The sequence below is a fragment of the Affinirhizobium helianthi genome (assembly GCF_042680945.1).
Lineage (GTDB): Bacteria > Pseudomonadota > Alphaproteobacteria > Rhizobiales > Rhizobiaceae > Neorhizobium > Neorhizobium helianthi.
Genome location: NZ_JBHUEQ010000032.1, coordinates 144766 through 161845, shown reverse-complemented (window position 1 = coordinate 161845; position 17080 = coordinate 144766). Strand labels below are relative to the sequence as shown.

General features: G+C 56.9%; 15 protein-coding genes. 10 read left to right on the top strand and 5 right to left on the bottom strand.

What is annotated here, in order from left to right; all coding sequences use genetic code 11:
• Positions 1-156 precede the first annotated feature (156 nt).
• From ACFSE1_RS17455 to ACFSE1_RS17445, 3 genes are read left to right on the top strand one after another with little or no spacing between them, the layout of a single operon-like run.
• Positions 157-2178, top strand: a complete 2022-nt coding sequence (locus ACFSE1_RS17455) for a bi-domain-containing oxidoreductase (protein WP_377404204.1) — start codon at positions 157-159, stop codon at positions 2176-2178.
• The gene (locus ACFSE1_RS17450; RefSeq protein WP_377404201.1) at positions 2175-3995 is read left to right on the top strand and encodes a heparinase II/III domain-containing protein; all 1821 of its coding nucleotides are present in this window, start codon (positions 2175-2177) and stop codon (positions 3993-3995) included. Before ACFSE1_RS17455 ends, ACFSE1_RS17450 begins: the two co-directional genes overlap by 4 nt.
• Entirely contained in the window at positions 3992-5221 is a 1230-nt protein-coding gene (locus tag ACFSE1_RS17445) for a glycosyltransferase family 4 protein (protein ID WP_377404198.1), read from the top strand. The genes ACFSE1_RS17450 and ACFSE1_RS17445 overlap by 4 nt, the downstream gene beginning before the upstream one ends.
• 299 nt (positions 5222-5520) lie before the next feature.
• Here the strand turns inward: ACFSE1_RS17445 and ACFSE1_RS17440 are convergent, their stop codons facing one another.
• The 5 genes from ACFSE1_RS17440 to hslV form a co-directional block, all read right to left on the bottom strand.
• The gene (locus tag ACFSE1_RS17440; RefSeq protein WP_377404195.1) at positions 5521-7692 is read right to left on the bottom strand and encodes a malate synthase G; all 2172 of its coding nucleotides are present in this window, start codon (positions 7690-7692) and stop codon (positions 5521-5523) included.
• Between the two features lie 80 nt (positions 7693-7772).
• Positions 7773-9173 carry a cytochrome P450 gene (locus tag ACFSE1_RS17435; RefSeq protein ID WP_377404192.1) on the bottom strand — a complete coding sequence of 467 codons (1401 nt, stop codon included), beginning with the start codon at positions 9171-9173 and terminating at the stop codon, positions 7773-7775.
• A 43-nt stretch (positions 9174-9216) separates the two neighbouring features.
• The gene (locus ACFSE1_RS17430; protein WP_377404293.1) at positions 9217-10137 is read right to left on the bottom strand and encodes a DUF1402 family protein; all 921 of its coding nucleotides are present in this window, start codon (positions 10135-10137) and stop codon (positions 9217-9219) included.
• A 230-nt stretch (positions 10138-10367) separates the two neighbouring features.
• Positions 10368-11675 carry an ATP-dependent protease ATPase subunit HslU gene (hslU, locus tag ACFSE1_RS17425; protein WP_377404189.1) on the bottom strand — a complete coding sequence of 436 codons (1308 nt, stop codon included), beginning with the start codon at positions 11673-11675 and terminating at the stop codon, positions 10368-10370.
• Positions 11676-11747: 72 nt separating this feature from the next.
• Complete coding sequence (gene hslV / locus ACFSE1_RS17420; RefSeq protein ID WP_377404186.1) at positions 11748-12272, bottom strand: ATP-dependent protease subunit HslV; 525 nt, start codon at positions 12270-12272, stop codon at positions 11748-11750.
• Positions 12273-12467: 195 nt separating this feature from the next.
• Here hslV and hisB point away from each other — a divergent pair, with 195 nt between their 5' ends.
• Genes hisB through coaA form a run of 7 tightly spaced genes read left to right on the top strand, consistent with a single transcriptional unit; the run spans position 12468 to position 17049 of the window.
• The gene (gene hisB, locus ACFSE1_RS17415; RefSeq protein ID WP_377404183.1) at positions 12468-13064 is read left to right on the top strand and encodes an imidazoleglycerol-phosphate dehydratase HisB; all 597 of its coding nucleotides are present in this window, start codon (positions 12468-12470) and stop codon (positions 13062-13064) included.
• Between the two features lie 17 nt (positions 13065-13081).
• Positions 13082-13564: a DUF2628 domain-containing protein gene (locus tag ACFSE1_RS17410; protein ID WP_377404181.1), complete on the top strand. Its 483-nt coding sequence runs from the start codon at positions 13082-13084 to the stop codon at positions 13562-13564.
• A complete protein-coding gene (hisH, locus tag ACFSE1_RS17405; RefSeq protein ID WP_377404178.1) occupies positions 13564-14214 on the top strand; it encodes an imidazole glycerol phosphate synthase subunit HisH in 651 nt (216 codons plus the stop codon). The genes ACFSE1_RS17410 and hisH overlap by 1 nt, the downstream gene beginning before the upstream one ends.
• A 2-nt stretch (positions 14215-14216) precedes the next feature.
• Positions 14217-14960, top strand: coding sequence for a 1-(5-phosphoribosyl)-5-[(5-phosphoribosylamino)methylideneamino]imidazole-4-carboxamide isomerase (gene hisA / locus ACFSE1_RS17400; protein WP_377404175.1), 744 nt, complete (start codon positions 14217-14219; stop codon positions 14958-14960).
• A complete protein-coding gene (gene hisF, locus ACFSE1_RS17395; protein ID WP_377404172.1) occupies positions 14957-15742 on the top strand; it encodes an imidazole glycerol phosphate synthase subunit HisF in 786 nt (261 codons plus the stop codon). Before hisA ends, hisF begins: the two co-directional genes overlap by 4 nt.
• Entirely contained in the window at positions 15743-16066 is a 324-nt protein-coding gene (locus tag ACFSE1_RS17390) for a phosphoribosyl-ATP diphosphatase (RefSeq protein WP_377404169.1), read from the top strand.
• Entirely contained in the window at positions 16063-17049 is a 987-nt protein-coding gene (gene coaA, locus ACFSE1_RS17385; RefSeq protein ID WP_377404167.1) for a type I pantothenate kinase, read from the top strand. The genes ACFSE1_RS17390 and coaA overlap by 4 nt, the downstream gene beginning before the upstream one ends.
• Positions 17050-17080 lie beyond the last annotated feature (31 nt).

The following is a 17080-nucleotide window of genomic DNA, read 5'->3' as shown; positions in this document are numbered from 1 at the left end:
TCAACACACCGAGAAATGGAACTCAGGATGAAACAGATCCTTCAGGACATGAGCGGCGGAAAAACCTTTCTGGCGGAAGCACCCGCACCGGGCTCTAGACCGGGGCATCTGCTTATTGCCTCGCACGTCAGCCTTATTTCCGCTGGTACGGAACGCATGCTGGTGGATTTCGGCCGCGCTTCTCTTTTGCAGAAGGCATTGAAGCAGCCTGAACGGGTCAAGATGGTTGTAGACAAAGCACGCACCGATGGTGTCATGACCACGATCGATGCTGTGCGATCAAAGCTTGGCGAGCCCCTTCCGCTCGGCTATTGCCACGTGGGCAAGGTCGTTGATGCCGGGTCGGGATGCGAAAATTTTGCAATAGGTGATCGCGTCGCATCAAACGGTCCCCACGCAGATATTGTCAGCGTCCCTAAGAACCTTTGCGCCCGCATTCCTGATGAAGTGAGCGATGAGGCCGCGGCCTTTACCGTTGTAGCTTCGATTGGACTTCAGGGGATGCGCTTGGCCGCCCCCACTCTTGGAGAAGCTTTCGTCGTCACCGGCGCCGGCCTTATAGGGCTTCTCACTGTTCAGTTGCTGTTGGCTCAAGGTTGCCGGGTTCTGGCAATTGATTTCGATGACGCTAAGCTGCGACTTGCTGCGGAATTTGGAGCTCAAACCTGTAACCCGGGCAAGGGAGAAGATCCGGTTGCCGCAGGCATGGCCTTTAGCCGCGGCGCAGGTGTCGATGGGGTGATCATCACTGCGTCAACGGCCTCTTCCGACCCAGTCACGCAGGCCGCACGGATGTCTCGCAAGAGAGGCCGTATCATACTCGTTGGCGTCACCGGTCTTGAGCTTAACCGGGCTGACTTTTATGAGAAAGAACTAAGCTTCCAGGTTTCATGTTCCTATGGACCGGGGCGTTACGACCCGCAGTATGAGCAGAAGGGGCAGGACTATCCGCTTGGCTTCGTTCGCTGGACCGAGCAGCGCAATTTCGAAGCCGTACTGGACATGATGGCATCGGGCCGACTGAGAGTTGAGCCGCTGATTTCAAGCCGGATACCGTTTGACGATGCCCCACAAGCCTATGACCTACTCACGAGTGACAAATCAGCGCTAGGTGTGCTGCTCCTGTACGCACATCCGCAGTTGCCTGAGCTACAGCGACGAACTATCCCGCTCGACACCGCAAAGCAGATATTCGAACCCGGAACGCCTACTGTGGGCTTCCTCGGTGCGGGCAATTATGCTTCGCGCGTATTGATCCCGGCTTTTCGTAAAGCAGGAGCACAGTTGCACTCTATTGTCACCGCAGGCGGCACGAGCGGTGCTATCCAGGCACGGAAGGCAGGCTTTGCCAACGCCTCAACAGATAGTTCGGTGATTTTCGGCTCGGCAGAGATCAACACTGTGGCCATTGCCACCCGCCATGACACGCATGCCCGCTTGGTGATCGAAACACTTGAGGCAGGCAAGAACGTATTCGTCGAGAAGCCACTAGCATTGACTGCGGCTGAGGTGGACGCTGTGGAGGCAGCCTACACAGAAGCCAATCAAGTGGATTCCACGCCGGTGCGCCTCATGGTGGGCTTTAACCGTCGCTTTGCGCCGCATGTACAGAAGATGAAAGCACTGCTTTCTACCGTTAATGAGCCAAAGTCCTTCATCATGACGATGAATGCAGGTGCCATTCCGCCAAATCATTGGACGCAGGATATCGCAATCGGGGGCGGGCGGATCATTGGTGAAGCCTGCCACTATGTGGACCTGATGCGCTTTCTGGCTGGTTCACCGATCGTCTCGGTATCCGCAAGGCGCATGGGAAATAGCCCCGGTGTTGAGATCACGGAAGACAAGGCCGTTCTAACGCTTGGCTTCGCCGACGGCTCTTTTGGTACCATTAACTATTTCGCCAATGGAGCGAAGGACTTTCCAAAAGAGCGCATCGAGGCATTCTGCGCTGGTCGGGTCCTGCATCTTGATAACTTCCGAAGCCTTCAGGGCTATGGCTGGTCAGGTTTTCGCAAAATGAGTAGTTGGTCCCAGGACAAGGGGCAAGACGCCTGTGCCGCAGCTTTCCTCGCGGCAATAACGAAGGGTGAGCCATCGCCAATTGCGGCTACGGAAATCTTTGAGGTTGCAAGGGCAACAATTGCCGCTGCCATGCAGCTGCGGGAGCAAAAATGAGTTTTGCCGTCAAGGCGCGCACTCTGGCCGCGCTTGGTCTGCTCAACGTCGTGCGTGTTGGCCTATACAGGTTGGGTCTCCGGTCTGGCTTAAGTCGGGTCCAGCGGTTGTCAGCACCACGTCCCGTAGGGCCGTTTTTCATTCGCACGCAACCACGTGCTGGACTTCCGGCCCCCAGCAGAGCTTGGCAGAGCGAAACAATCTATTTCGATTCTCGCTCGTTTCCGCTGTCAACAGCCACTCCCGATTGGATGCATAATCCCTACACGGGAAAGTGCGTAGGGAATGCGGACAGACCGTGGTGGAAAATCCCGGATTTCGACCCGTCCGTGGGTGATATAAAGATTATCTGGGAGCTATCCCGCTTCGGTTGGGTTGTTTCGGCCGCGGAACGAGCAGCCACAGGCGATGAAGGCGGCTGGCAGCAGCTTGAAGGTTGGCTATCCGACTGGTGTGAAAAGAATCCGCCGTATCTCGGACCAAACTGGAAATGCGGCCAAGAAGCCTCGATACGGGTGATGCACCTAGTTATGGCGGCCATTATAACGGGCAATGCCAAGAAGCCTACTGCAGGTTTTGCTCACCTTATCGAGACACATCTCAAGCGGATCGAGCCCACGATCCAATATGCTATCGGGCAAGACAACAACCACGGAACCTCTGAGGCTGCCGCCCTTTTCATCGGCGGCTCCTTGCTGGCTAAGGCAGGATTTCGCAGCGGCGAACACCATGCGACGCTCGGGCGCAAACTCATCGAGAACCGTGTTAACCATCTAGTTTCTCCAGATGGTAGTTTCTCGCAGTATTCACTCACGTATCATCGGCTATTCGTTGATAGTTTGGTCATGGCTGAGGTCTGGCGACGACAGGCAGGCTTGCCAAGGTTCTCCGACCGCACCCAACAGAGACTGGCTGAAGCGGCGCGATGGCTTTTTTCAATGATCGATCCGCTGAGTGGCGACGGTCCCAATCTGGGTGCTAATGACGGTGCACGCCTGTTGCCATTAACGGACACCGGTTACAGGGACTTCCGGCCGAGTGTACAGCTTTCAATGGCCCTCTTCTGTGGAGAGCGAGCATATTCTGAAGCGGGCAACTGGAACGATCCGTTTGCCTGGCTAGATCTTCCTCTTCCTACCGGGCAGGCTCTATCGCCCGGCTCAGTGCAATTCGATAACGGCGGTTACGCGATTCTCAAAACAGAGAAGGCGCGCGCGTTTTTTCGATATCCGCGCTTTCGATTCCGTCCTGCTCAATCTGACGCCTTGCACGTAGATCTGTGGATAGAACAGCTAAATCTTCTGCGCGATGCTGGCACCTTCAGCTACAACACGGATGCCCAAACGCTTGATAAGTTTGCAGGTGTTGCTGGCCACAACACAATCTCATTCGACGGTAAAGACCAGATGCCCAGGCTTGGAAGATTCCTGTTTGGTGAATGGTTGCAGCCGGAGGATGTCAGCTTCAATGCGGACAAAAATGAAGTTGCAGCCGGCTATACAGACTGGCGGGGCAATAGGCACCACCGCAGCCTTTGCCTTGGGCACTCCAAACTGACGATCACTGACAAGGTCTCCGGACCCTTCCAGAGCGCGGTCCTGCGGTGGCGGCTGGCCCCTGGGGACTGGCGCGTTGAAGGCAACCAGATTACGGATGGCCAACACCGATTGACTATCCGTTCTTCAATGTCCTTAGGGAGAATCCGGATTATGAAGGGCGAGGAATCGCTTTTGTATCTGGAGCGCCAACCCGTTCCAGTAGTCGAATGTGATATTGCATCAGCTGGCACCATTACAAGCGAGTTTGTCTGGTCATGAGAATCCTTTACTTCCATCAGCACTTCTCTACACCCAAAGGGTCTGCAGGGACTCGCTCGTACGAAATGGCGCGTCGCCTCGTGGCGCGCGGTCATCAGGTAACCATAGTGTGTGGCAGCTACAGTGCGGGAAAGACGGGGCTGACAGAACCTTTCAGCAATGGCTGCCGTCGCGGTGTGGTGGACGGTATCAATGTGATCGAGTACGATCTTGCCTATTCTAACAGAGATGGTTTCTTCAAGCGCAGCACGACCTTCCTGCTCTATGCATTGCGCTGCGTTGGACTTGTCTTTTCTGAACCTGCCGACCTCATCTTCGCGACCACAACCCCCCTTACCGCTGGAATTCCTGGCATTGCAGCACGGTTGTTCACACGGAAACCGTTCGTGTTTGAAGTGCGGGACCTTTGGCCTGAATTGCCTAAGGCTATGGGCGTGATCCGCAATCCAGTTATACTGAGAGCCATGGGCGCACTCGAATGGGCCAGCTACCATGCGGCGCACCGCCTGGTCGCCTTAGCCCCCGGTATTGCTCACGGCATTGAAGCCCGCGGGATTTCATCTGATAAGATTGCCGTTATCCCAAATGGCTGCGATCTCGATATATTTTCTGCAGAGGTACAACCTTGGCGGCCTGACGGTGTTACTGAAAATGATCTCCTTGCAATTTTTACCGGGACACACGGAGTAGCCAACGGCCTCGATGCTGTTCTTGACGCTGCACGCGAACTAAAGCGGCGTGGCCGCAACGATATCAAACTGGCACTTGTTGGCGACGGAAAGCTGAAACCTGCTCTTCAGAAGCGCGCATCCCAAGAAGGCCTGACCAATGTAATTTTTGTCGATCCCGTGGATAAAGTGCGTCTTGCTGGTCTCATGGAATCAGCAGACATTGGCATGCAAATTCTTGCCAATGTTCCAGCATTCTACTTCGGCACTTCCCCGAACAAGTTTTTCGACTACATTGCCGCAGGTCTCCCTGTGTTAAACAACTATCCGGGTTGGCTGGCTGAGCAGATCACAACGAACCGGTGTGGATTCGCGGTGCCGCCAGAAAATCCGCTAGCGTTTGCCGACGCTCTCGAACAGGCGGCTGGAGATCGTTCTTCACTTGTCCAGATGGGGCACAACAGTCGTGAGTTGGCCAAGGCCTCCTATGCCCGTAACACGCTCGGAAACCGCTTTGTCGAGTGGCTTGAGTCGGCAGCAACGCCCAATCGAATTTGATAAGCAGCACAATTGAAGCCAAGGCAGAGAGAAATGGACTGCCAAGGGTGCCAAAGCACGCCAACAATGCCATACACAGGCTTACAAAACGGCGTAGTGGAAGGCACGAGCGATTCTGCAGATAGCAGCTCAAATGATAGAGCAGAATAACCTTAGGATGATACTCCGAGGCAGATTATTGAGACAAGACATTGAACACCGATGATATGCGTGAAGAAGCAGGCTTCCCACGCATATTTCTCCATCAATGGCAGAACTGTTTCCATCTGCTCCCTAGATCGTTTCGGGCTGCTCCCTGATCACACCGCCTGCATCTTTGCCTTGGCTTGAAGACGGCGGCGGTGAAGAACCGGCTCCGTATAACCGTTCGGTTGCTCCCTGCCCTTCAAGACCAGTTCAAGAGCTGCCTGGAAGGCAACTGAATCGTCAAAGCGGCCAGCCATGGGCAGATAGGCTGGATCTCCGGCATTCTGTCCATCGACCACCGCAGCCATGCGCTTCATCGTCTCGATGATTTGCTGTTCCGTGACCAGACCATGATGCAGCCAATTGGCCATGTGCTGGGCGGAAATGCGCAGCGTCGCGCGATCCTCCATCAGGCCGACATTGTTGATATCCGGCACTTTGGAGCAACCGACGCCCTGATCAACCCACCGCACCACATAGCCCAGAATGCCCTGCGCATTGTTGTCCAGTTCGCGCTGAACCTCATCCGCCGTCCAGTTCGGACGCGAGGAAACCGGAACAGAGAGAATATCGGAAAGCTTGGCTCGGGGGCGGGATTTCAGCTCTTCCTGAACCTCCGCCACATTCACCTTGTGATAGTGCGTGGCGTGCAAGGTAGCAGCAGTGGGTGATGGCACCCAGGCGGTATTTGCCCCTGCCTTCGGATGCGCAATTTTTTGCTCAAGCATGGCGGCCATCAGATCAGGCATGGCCCACATGCCCTTGCCAATCTGCGCGTGACCGGAAAGGCCACAGGAGAGGCCAGTATCGACATTCCAGTTCTCGTAGGCCGAAATCCACGCCGCCTGCTTCATGTCTCCCTTGCGGATCATGGGGCCGGCTTCCATCGAGGTATGAATTTCATCGCCCGTGCGATCCAGGAAGCCGGTATTGATGAAAACGACCCGGTCCTTGGCCTGACGGATGCACTCCTTCAGATTGACGGTCGTTCGGCGCTCCTCATCCATGATCCCCATTTTCATGGTGTTTGGCGCCATGCCAAGCGCCTTTTCCACACGGGAGAAAATCTCGCAGGCAAAGGCCACTTCTTCCGGGCCGTGCATTTTCGGCTTCACAACATACATGGAGCCGGCCCGCGAATTCATGCGGCGGCCGTTCGGGCCGATATCGTAGAGAGCGATCAAGGCGGTCACCATGGCGTCCATGATGCCCTCCGGCACTTCGCGCCCGTCACGGTCCAGCACCGCAGGATTGGTCATGAGATGCCCGACATTGCGGACCAGCATAAGCGAACGGCCAGGAAGCGCGACTGCCGATCCGTCTGGCGCAGTGAACGAAAGATCCGGATTGAGTGCGCGGATGAATGTCTGGCCCGCCTTCGTGACCTCCTCCTGCAGGTCGCCCTTCATCAAGCCCAGCCAGTTGCGGTAAACAACAACCTTATCCTGCGCATCAACGGCCGCAACAGAGTCTTCGCAGTCCATGATCGTGGTGATGGCGGATTCCAGCCAGACATCGGAAATATGGGTCGGATCGTCCTTGCCGATCGCGGTCGAGGCGTCAATTTTGAGCTCGATATGCAAGCCGTTGCGACACAACAGCACCTGGCTTGGGGAGCCTGCTTCACCTCGATAGCCGGCAAACTGACTTGCATCGGCAAGCGCGGTTGTCTGTTCCCCACGTTTCACGTGAATCGAGCCCTCGCTCACCGAGAAACCCGTCACTTCGCTCCAGTCTCCGTGCTGCAGCGGCACGGATTCGTTCAGAAATGCGCGGACCCAAGCAATGACCTTGGCACCGCGTACCGGATTGTAACCCCTGCCCTTTTCGGCCCCGTCTGCTTCAGGAATCGCATCGGTTCCGTAAAGAGCATCGTACAGCGAGCCCCAACGCGCATTGGCAGCGTTCAGCGCATAGCGCGCGTTCATTACCGGAACGACAAGCTGCGGTCCCGCTATTGTTGCGATCTCGGGATCGACATTAGCGGTGGAAACCGTGAAATCAGGCCCTTCCGGCAGCAGATATCCAATCTCCTTCAAGAAGTTCTCATAGGCAACCGGATCATAGGTAGAGCCATTCTTGCGATACCACTCGTCCAGTTTTTCCTGAAGTTCATCGCGCCTTGCCAGAAGCTGCCTGTTTTTCGGCGAAAGCTCGTGCACGATGTTGGAGAATTCCGCAAAGAACCGATCCGGATCGACTCCACTGCCGGGCAAGGCTTCCTCCACCAGAAAACGGTGAAGTGTCTCGTCAATTGCTAATCCGTTCACATCGATTCGGCTCATCCGGCGTCCTCCATCATTCGCTGATGTTGCGGTTCTTGCGCGACGAACCGGCTTAGTCAATGCAGCATTGGTCGCATCGCTTAACAAGTGCGCGTTGATACCCGCATAGGCAGTCCATCTTTCGGCTGCGTGGTCAGGCGTTGCACCGGCCAGGGTTCAAAATTGGAGACAGCATCGAAGCGGAACCGCCGCATCAGAACCGCCAAGGCAATCACGGCCTCTTGAAGAGCGAAGGTCGCGCCGATGCATGTTCTTGGGCCGGCACCGAAGGGCAGATATTGGAAGCGGTCAATTTTGCCGCGGTGTTCAGGCAGAAACCGTTCAGGCATGAAGGCGCGCGGCTTTTCCCAGTAAAGATGATGGCGATGCAAAGTCCAGGGCATCACGAGAATGGTCGTGCCTGCCGCAATCCGCACCGTTTCACCGGCGGGGCTCGTCCAGCTGTCGTCCTTGATTGCCGCCCGATTGATGGAAGGAGCTGGCGGATAAAGCCGCATCCCTTCCTCGAAGGCAGCCCGCACATGCGGCATCCGATCCAGCCACTCCACCGGCTCGGCTCCACTCTCGATGACGCTGTCGATCTCTGCTTCCATCAGCGCGCGAAACTGCGGTGCATGAGCCAGGCAGTAGAGTGTCCAGGCCAAGGCACGCGCAGTGGTTTCGTGCCCGGCACCGATGAAGGTCAAGATATTGTCTTCAATTTCATCGAGCGTCAGACCATCCGGGCCATCCAGCTCTAGCAGAAGCGTCAGAAAATCATCCGGCGTGTCGGCACGGTCCTGTCGCATCCGGGCCTTGCGCTTCTCCATGGTCAGACGCACGATTTCACGGAATTTCCCCAGCACCTTGGCGCCACCGATCCGCGTCACACGTGGAACCCAGGGCGGAGCACGCAGCAGATCCATGGGATCAACCCGTCCCATGCGGTGCAGAAGGTTATCGACATCATCGGCGAAGTTATCGCTGGTGGTGACGATATCACCGGAAAAGAGGGTTTCGGAGAGGATGGCGAAGGCCAGTTCCGTCATATCGACGGAAATATCAAAGGAGCGGCCTTCCGGCCCCACATCTTCATACTTCCCGAGAAACTCCTCGGATTTCGCCAGCATCTTGCCCGCAAAACCCTTGGCGTGACGAGGCGTGAACACAGGGGCCATGGCCTTGCGTGACCGCTTCCAGACCGAACCTTCTGCCGTCAGCAACCCATCGCGCAAAATCGGCCGCAGGATCAGCTGCCGAATTTCCGACATCTCATAATTCTGGGCATTATCCACGAGAACATGACGGATCAATCGCGGATCGTTCACGATCAGCGTTCGCTCCGAAAAGAACTTCGAATCGATCCAGGGCAGCGTGTAAGAGGGCTCACCCCACAGTTCCAGCGGATTGCGAAACACCGTCCGGATGATCTCAAGGCGTGATGGAATCGTCGTGCGCGGCTGCGGTGCCGGCGGCTCGAAGGGTTCCGGTCGCATATCCATTGGCCTGTTCTCCCGAGAGATTGACAGACCCTTATATCAGCACTCAGAGAAGCGATTTCAATTCGGCGAGCTTCGTATTGACCAACCAGCCGTAGTAATTCTCTTCCGGCAATGCACCTGCGCCCGCGCGGTTGCGCGCAGCAAGCGCCGCGGCACGGCTTGCGGAGTTGCCGACATTATAGAGCGTGGCAGTAATGCCAGGGTTCTTCGAGATATCCATGCCGGCAATGTCAGCATAATCATCAATGGAGCGCCGGATGGTTGCCGCCATATAGGCCAGCGATTTGTCCGGATCCATGATGGCCTTGTACACCCCTTGCGCATCGGCAGGATCGAGCTTGGGATAGCCGGATTTGCTTGCCACCATATCGGATTGCATCAGGGCCGTCAGCGGGTTGATCTGACCAAGACCGAAGGTCTGGCCCGCATAGAAAGGCTGGAAGAAGACCGCGCTGAAACGATCGTCGGGATAGGACTTGCCATCTACCGTCTTGCCACGAAATGCCTGTTCCCAGACACCTTCCCGGCAGGACCAGAGCCGGTAGGAATCGCTGAAGCTGCCGCACTTGCCGAACTGGCTGCGCGCGGTGAACTGATCGATGGTTTCGCCTTTGTAGGCGAAGCGGAAATTGTCTCCCGCATAGGCCGCAGCCTTCACATAATAGGATTGAAGGCGATCATAGGCATCGACATTATAGGTGTGCTCACCCACGATGGCGCCGATCATGTGAATGGGATCGATGTCGTATCGCTGCGCCGTCTGTTTGATTTTGGAAATCAGGCTGCGGTCTCCAGCAAGCAGATCCCGGATTTTGTCGTACTTGTCGTCAAAACTCGTACGTCCTTCGCGGGTGCGCCGCACGGAAGCGCCGGGAATACGCGGCTGCTCCGCATTGCGGTTGCCGGGTGGCACCACTGTCAGGCTGGCGGCCTCCACATCGGGAAGGCTCCAGGCAAAAACCATCAGCAATGCAAGAACGGCGTGCTTCAAGATCGACTATCCCAGAGTTCAGGTGAGCTTTGCTCTATCAACGCCGAGGCAGCGAATCACGTGGAATTGTCGCCCGCGACATGAGTGACGTGACCCATACTGAATAGAGGGCCGCTGAGTCGAGACCGCAGCCCTCAATTAACCGTCACTCATCCTACGGCGAAGAGGGCCGTTGCACCCTTGCCACGGCCCTCTTCTGATCATCAAAGAATGTAACGGGACAGGTCGGTATCCGCTGCAATGTCTCCAACATGCTCGCGCACATAGGCAGCATCGATCATTGCCGCGGTTCCGGAGCGATCCGGAGCATTGAACGAGATCTCGTCCAGCACCCGTTCCATCACGGTTTGAAGACGACGAGCACCGATGTTCTCGACGGATGAATTGAGGTGGACGGCGACATCCGCCAGCGCATCGATAGCGTCTTCCGTAAAGTCGAGCGAAAGTTGCTCGGTCTCCATCAACGCCTTGTACTGTCGGATCAGGCTCGCTTCCGTTTCCGTCAGAATGCGGCGGAAATCTTCCTTCGAAAGCGGCTTCAACTCAACGCGGATAGGCAGGCGCCCCTGAAGCTCAGGCAGAAGATCCGAAGGCTTCGCCACATGGAAGGCACCGGATGCAATGAACAGAATATGATCCGTCTTTACAGGGCCGTATTTCGTGGAAACGGTTGTTCCTTCCACCAGTGGCAGCAGGTCCCGCTGTACGCCCTCGCGGGATACGCCAGCCCCCAGTCCACCATCGCGAGCGGCAATCTTGTCGATCTCATCCAGAAAGACGATGCCGTCATTTTCCACGGCGCGAACGGCTTCCCGCTGAATAACCTCGTTATCGATCAGCTTGTCGGATTCGTCGCGGATGAGTTCGCCATAGGACTTGGAAACGGTGGTGCGCACCTTTTTCGTGCGTCCGCCCATGGCCTTGCCGAACATTTCCGAAAGGTTCAGGACGCCAATATTGGCACCCGGCATGCCCGGGATCTCGAAACCCGGCATTCCGGCACCGGTATCAGCAACCTCAATGTCGATTTCCTTGTCATCCAGCTCACCGGCACGGAGTTTCTTGCGGAATGTTTCACGTGTGGCAGGCGAAGCCGTGGAGCCTACGAGAGCATCCAGAACACGTTCTTCCGCCGAGGCATGGGCCTTGGCCTGAACTTCCGCCCGTTTCTTTTCGCGGACAAGGCCAATCCCGATCTCGACCAGATCGCGGATGATCTGCTCCACGTCGCGGCCTACGTAGCCGACTTCCGTAAACTTGGTGGCTTCGACCTTGATGAAGGGTGCACCGGCGAGTTTTGCAAGGCGACGCGAGATTTCCGTCTTGCCGACGCCCGTTGGCCCGATCATCAGAATGTTCTTCGGCATCACCTCGTCGCGCAGGCTTTCATCCAGCTGCTGTCGACGCCAGCGATTGCGCAGGGCAATGGCCACGGCGCGCTTCGCCTCATGCTGACCGATGATGTAGCGGTCGAGTTCGGAAACGATCTCTCTTGGAGAAAAAGTTGTCATTGTGTCCTCTCGGCGTCTCATCTGCACCGGCTCATCAAGCCCGGCCGCAGGGACCCAGTTGATTGAAGGAAATTACTCGGCGTCCAGCGTCTCGACCACCAGATTGTGGTTCGTATAGACGCAAATATCCGCAGCGATATCGAGTGCCCGGCGGGCAATTTCTTCGGCGCTCTTATCGCTATCCATCATGGCGCGGGCGGCGGCATAGGCATAATTGCCACCGGAACCGATAGCGATGGTGCCATGTTCAGGCTCCAGCACGTCGCCATTGCCGGTAATCGCAAGCGTGATCTGCTTGTCTGCCACCAGCATCATGGCTTCGAGGTTGCGCAGATATTTGTCGGTGCGCCAGTCCTTGGCCAGCTCCACGGCAGCCCGCATCAACTGGCCGGGATATTGCTCCAGCTTTCTTTCAAGCCTGTCCAGCAGGGTGAAGGCATCGGCTGTTGCGCCTGCAAAGCCTGCAATCACTTCGCCTTTTCCAATACGCCGCACCTTGCGCGCATTTCCCTTCATGACGGTCTGGCCAAGACTAACCTGACCGTCTCCTGCCATGATCACCTTGCCGCCTTTGCGCACGGTAATGATTGTCGTCATTTCTACACCTGTCGTCCGCTCTGACGGACTTGCCAAATGGCCGGCTCATTCCGACCGTTGGCTCTCATGTAAGTGCGTCGCTTGCGATTGCAAATGGCAGACGACTTGGCAGGTTTGCATTCGGAATCGTTTGCACGACAGCGGTGTCGCTGATAAGCAGCCTTCAGTTTTCCGTGTTCATAACCGGTGAGAAAAATGAGCGAACGCCGCGCCTCCATATCGCGCAAGACCAACGAGACTTCGATTTCCGTCAGTGTCAACCTGGATGGAACCGGCACCTCAAAGATCGAAACCGGCATCGGCTTTTTCGACCATATGCTGGAACAGCTTTCCCGACATTCGCTCATTGACATGGAGATCGACTGCAAGGGCGACCTGCATATTGACGATCACCATTCCGTGGAGGACACCGGCATCGCAATCGGGCAAGCCATCTCCAAGGCGCTTGGGGATCGTCGCGGTATCACACGCTACGCATCGCTGGATCTGGCCATGGATGAAACCATGACCAAGGCGGCAGTCGATCTATCCGGTCGCCCCTTCCTCGTCTGGAATGTCACCTTCACCTCGCCGAAAATCGGCACCTTCGATACGGAGCTGGTGCGGGAATTCTTCCAGGCGCTTGCGCAGAATGCTGGCATCACCCTGCATGTTCTCAATCATTACGGCGCCAACAGCCACCACATCGCGGAAACCTGCTTCAAAGCAGTCGCCCGCGTTCTGAGAACGGCAACCGAAATCGATCCGAGGCAGGCCGGACGCGTCCCTTCCACGAAGGGCACGCTCGTCTAAGTCTCGCAGGAGGGCTCTTGAAGAGTTTTCTCGTACTACTTCCCCCCGGCGGGCCAACAGCCGATCATCGCACCACCCGCTTCATTGCGGATAAGATGGTCTGGACGGCCTTCGTCTTTCCGGGCCTCTGGTTGCTGTTTCAGCGATGCTGGCTTTGGGGTGGCTTGGTGTTCGCTGCCCAGATTTTTGCGGGTCGCCTGATGGATTGGCCCGGCTTCTTCTGGGCCGGCTTTTGCGCCCAACTGGCGCTTGGCCTCTTGATCGGCCTTGAAGGCCGCAAGATGGTGATCCGCCGCTTGATGGGCAAGGGCTGGACGCTCGTCGATATCGTAACGGCTCCCGACCTGACCACCGCAGAACAGATCTATTTCTCCGGACCAGCCGGCGAGCTTTGGAAACCTTCCGTTCCCAGCCCCGACTGGTCGCAACGCTCGCCTTCAGGCACGGTTACCACGACCAACGAACCGGCGCTTGGACTTTTTGACATGGGAAGACGCTGATGCGCGTTGCTATCATCGACTATGGCTCCGGCAATCTTCGTTCCGCGACGAAGGCCTTCGAGCGTGCCGCCCGCGAGGCCGGCCTCGACGCTGAAATCAACCTGACCGACAGGCCGGAGATTGTCGCCTCCGCAGACCGGATCGTTTTGCCGGGTGTCGGCGCCTATGCCGATTGTCGCCGGGGTCTTGCCTCCGTGGCGGGCATGGAAGATGCTTTGGTCGACACCGTAAGGAAAAAGGGTCGGCCCTTCCTCGGCATCTGCGTCGGCATGCAGCTGATGTCCACCCGCGGACTGGAAAAAGAAACCACCGAGGGCTTGGACTGGATTTCCGGCGATGTGCGCGAGATGACCCCCGCAGATCCGGACCTCAAGATTCCGCAGATCGGCTGGAACACGCTGACCCTCAATCGCCCCCACCCATTGTTCGAGGGCATCCCGACAGGACCGGACGGTCTGCATGCCTATTTCGTCCATTCCTATCATCTGGCAGCCACCAATCCTGACGATGTGATTGCCACGACCGATTACGGCGGCCCGATGACCGCATTCGTTGCCCGTGAAAATACCGCGGGCGCGCAGTTTCACCCGGAAAAGAGCCAGAAGCTCGGCCTTGCCATGATCGCCAATTTCCTCCGCTGGAAGCCCTGAACATGATCCTATTTCCCGCAATCGACCTGAAGGATGGACAATGCGTTCGGCTGAAGCTGGGCGACATGGATCAGGCGACGATTTACAATCCCGATCCCGCAGCACAGGCGAAAGCCTTCGAAGATCAGGGCTTCGAGTGGCTGCATGTTGTCGATCTCGATGGTGCCTTTGCTGGCGAAAGCCGTAACGGATTTGCCATTGATGCTATTCTGAAAGCCACCAAAAACCCGGTGCAGTTGGGCGGCGGCATTCGTACGCTTGAGCATATCGAGGCCTGGTTGAGCCGTGGACTTGCCCGCGTCATTCTTGGCACTGTTGCTGTTCGCAACCCCGCTCTTGTGATTGAAGCCTGCCAAAAGTTTCCGGGCCAGATCGCGGTCGGCATAGATGCGAAAGGCGGCAAGGTGGCGGTTGAAGGCTGGGCGGAAGCATCAGAGCTTGGCGTTATCGAACTGGCGAAGAAGTTTGAGGGTGCTGGCGTCGCAGCCATCGTCTACACCGATATCGACCGTGACGGCATTCTCACCGGCATCAACTGGGCATCGACGCTGGAATTGGCACGGGCCGTTTCCATCCCCGTCATCGCATCCGGCGGCTTGGCATCGCTGGAGGATATCAAGCGCATGCTTGAGCCCGATGCAGCCCACCTTGAAGGCGCGATTTCAGGACGCGCCCTTTATGATGGCCGCATCGACCCTGCCGAGGCGCTCGCCTTGATCCGCGCTGCCAAGGGGGACGCGGCATGACTCTGAAAGCCCGTGTTATTCCCTGTCTCGATGTCAAAGATGGCCGCGTCGTCAAAGGCGTCAACTTCGTTGACCTGATCGATGCTGGCGATCCCGTCGAGGCCGCCAAAGCCTACGATGCCGCTGGCGCTGACGAGCTTTGCTTTCTGGATATCACGGCCTCATCGGACAATCGCGATACGATCTTCGACGTCGTGGCCCAGACTGCCGAGCACTGCTTCATGCCGGTCACTGTCGGTGGCGGCGTGCGTGCGGTCGGCGACATTCGCAAGCTGCTGCTTGCCGGTGCCGACAAGGTGTCAATCAATTCTGCTGCCGTAAAGAACCCGGATTTCGTTGCTGAGGCGGCGGACAAGTTCGGCAACCAGTGCATCGTCGTGTCCATAGATGCAAAACGTGTTTCCGCAGACAACGAACCGCCTCGTTGGGAAATCTTCACCCATGGCGGACGCCAGGCAACCGGCATCGATGCGGTCGATTTCGCCATCCGTATGGTCGAGCGGGGGGCGGGTGAGCTTCTGGTGACCTCCATGGATCGCGACGGGACGAAGAGCGGCTATGACATCGGGCTCACGCGGTCCATTGCAGATGCAGTGCGCGTACCCGTCATTGCGTCCGGCGGCGTGGGCAATCTCGATGATCTGGTGGCGGGTGTGAAGGACGGTCACGCGACTGCGGTTCTGGCCGCCTCGATTTTCCATTTCGGCACCTATTCGATTGGTGAAGCCAAGCGCTACATGGCAGAGCACGGCATTGCGATGCGGCTGGATGAGGGCGTGTGAATGAGCGATTTTACTCTCGACCAGCTGGAGGCCATTGTTGCCGAACGCGCCAAGGCGGACCCCTCCCAGTCCTGGACTGCCAAGCTCTGTGCCGCAGGCCAGGAACGAGCGGCCAAGAAGCTGGGCGAAGAGGCGGTAGAGACTGTGATCGCTGCCATTCAAGGAGATGCAAAGGGCCTTACTTCAGAGGCAGCAGATCTTCTCTATCATCTCATGGTCGTATTGAAGATTGCCGACATTCCGCTACAGGATGTGCTGGATGAACTTCAACGCCGAACAGTCCAGTCAGGACTGCAGGAAAAGGCGAACCGAAAGCCAGCATGACGATCGCCAGCCAGCCCATCGAATCCGATATCCCGACGCCGGATAACAACTATTCGCCGTTCTTCCTTTTTCGTTCGGAAGAATGGGCTCGGTTTCGCGCCGATACACCCCTCACCCTCACGGGCGATGAGGTGAAGAGGCTGCGTTCGTTGCACGATCCGATCGATCTGGATGAAGTTCGGCGCATTTATCTCTCGCTGTCACGTCTTCTTTCCGCGCATGTGGAAGCTTCGCAGCTTCTCTTTCAGCAGCGCAATCGCTTCCTCAGTCTCTCCGACCAGGTGAAGACACCCTTTGTGATCGGCATTGCCGGCTCGGTGGCTGTCGGCAAATCGACAACCGCACGTATTCTGCAAGAACTTCTCAAGCGCTGGCCGTCCAGTCCAAAGGTCGATCTGATCACCACAGACGGATTTCTCTTCCCCAACGCGATCCTCAAGCGCGACAATCTGATGGAGCGGAAGGGCTTTCCCGAGAGCTACGACATAGGCGCCCTGCTCCGTTTCCTTTCGGCCATCAAGGCGGGCAAGCCAAACGTCAAGGCGCCGCGTTACTCGCACCTGACCTATGACGTTCTGCCGGACGAGTTCAGCATCATTGACCGACCGGACATCCTGATCTTCGAAGGCATCAACGTGCTTCAGTCCCGGACCCTGCCGGAAGACGGTGCGGCCGTTCCGATGGTGTCCGATTTCTTCGATTTTTCGATTTACATCGATGCGGATGAGAGCCTGATTCACAACTGGTATGTGGAGCGCTTCATGCGCTTGCGGGAAACCGCCTTCCGCGACCCAAGTTCATACTTCAACCGGTATGCGACCATTGACCAACAGGCAGCCCTGGATATTGCCGAGGGCCTTTGGCAGAACATCAACCTGAAGAACCTTCGGCAGAATATCTTGCCGACACGCCCCCGGGCCGATCTCATCCTGCGCAAAGGCAGCAATCATCTGGTCGAGACCGTCGCTCTGCGAAAACTGTAGGCGATAGATCGTTAGCGATATAAAAGGATCG